Source organism: Hominimerdicola alba, from assembly GCF_900112155.1.
Lineage (GTDB): Bacteria > Bacillota > Clostridia > Oscillospirales > Ruminococcaceae > Hominimerdicola > Hominimerdicola alba_D.
In genome coordinates this window covers 1-1,037 of the sequence record NZ_FOKQ01000103.1, presented here as the reverse complement: position 1 = coordinate 1,037, position 1,037 = coordinate 1, and the positions used below count along the sequence as shown (strand labels likewise).

At 44.2% G+C, this 1,037-nt stretch carries 1 protein-coding gene; it reads left to right on the top strand.

The features are described from left to right. On the top strand, positions 1 to 1,037 hold a 1,037-nt coding region (gene tnpC, locus BM265_RS19525; RefSeq protein ID WP_242940918.1), incomplete at both ends, for an IS66 family transposase.

Genomic DNA, 1,037 nt, shown 5'->3' with positions numbered 1-1,037 from the left:
ATCGCTCCGTAATGAAAATGCTGTTCTCAAGGAAGAACTCGCACTGGCAAATCAACAGCTTGAATGGTTCAGAAAGCAGATATTCGGACGCAAGACAGAACAGACTTCCGTTGTGATGGAGAAGGAATTTGGTGTTCAGCTTTCGATGTTCGGAAATAACGAAGAAAAATCAATACCAAAAGAAACTGTCACCATTCCCGAATACAAGCGCAAGAAAAAGCGCACTCACGATGATTGGATGAGTAGTCTTAAGATCAAAGAGGAACATCATGAGATAGAAGCTCCCGTATGTGAAATATGCGGTGCCGAAATGAAAGATATCGGTACAGAAAAGGCTTACGATGAACTTGTATATACTCCTGCCAAGTTTCATATCCGCAGGCATATCGTACATAAATACAAGTGTCCCGAGTGCGGAGAAAAGCCCGAAGAAAGAGACGAAAACTGTCATATCGTTCGTGCAACCTATCCTCATGCTATGATCCCGGGAAGCTATTGCTCTCCCGAACTTCTGGCACATATCATCTACGAAAAATATGCAAAATCAGTACCTCTGCACCGTCAGGAAAAGGACTTTAATTCAAAGAAGATACCTTTGCTCAAAGCAACTATTTCAAACTGGGTGATTATGGCTGCTGAAAAATGGTGTATGCCTATTGTAGAGAAGATGCACGAGATGCTTATCTCGGGGCAGATCATCCACGCCGACGAGACAACAGTTCAGGTACTGCACGAGGAAGGCAGAAAGCCTACCACGACATCAAGAATGTGGGTCTACTGCAACGGCAAAATGAATGACAGGAGCATCATCATTTTCGATTACCGACCGACAAGAAAAGGTGAGCACGCCTCGAATTTCCTGAAAGGCTTTATCGGATATCTTATCTGCGACGGATACGATGCTTACAATGCAGTCGAAGGTGCAAAAAGATGTGGCTGCTGGACTCATAACAGACGACATTTTGTAGAGTGTCTGCCGAAAGACAAGTCAGCTTACAGTACTTCTGTCGCAGCAAAGGCGGTTGCTTTTTGCAACA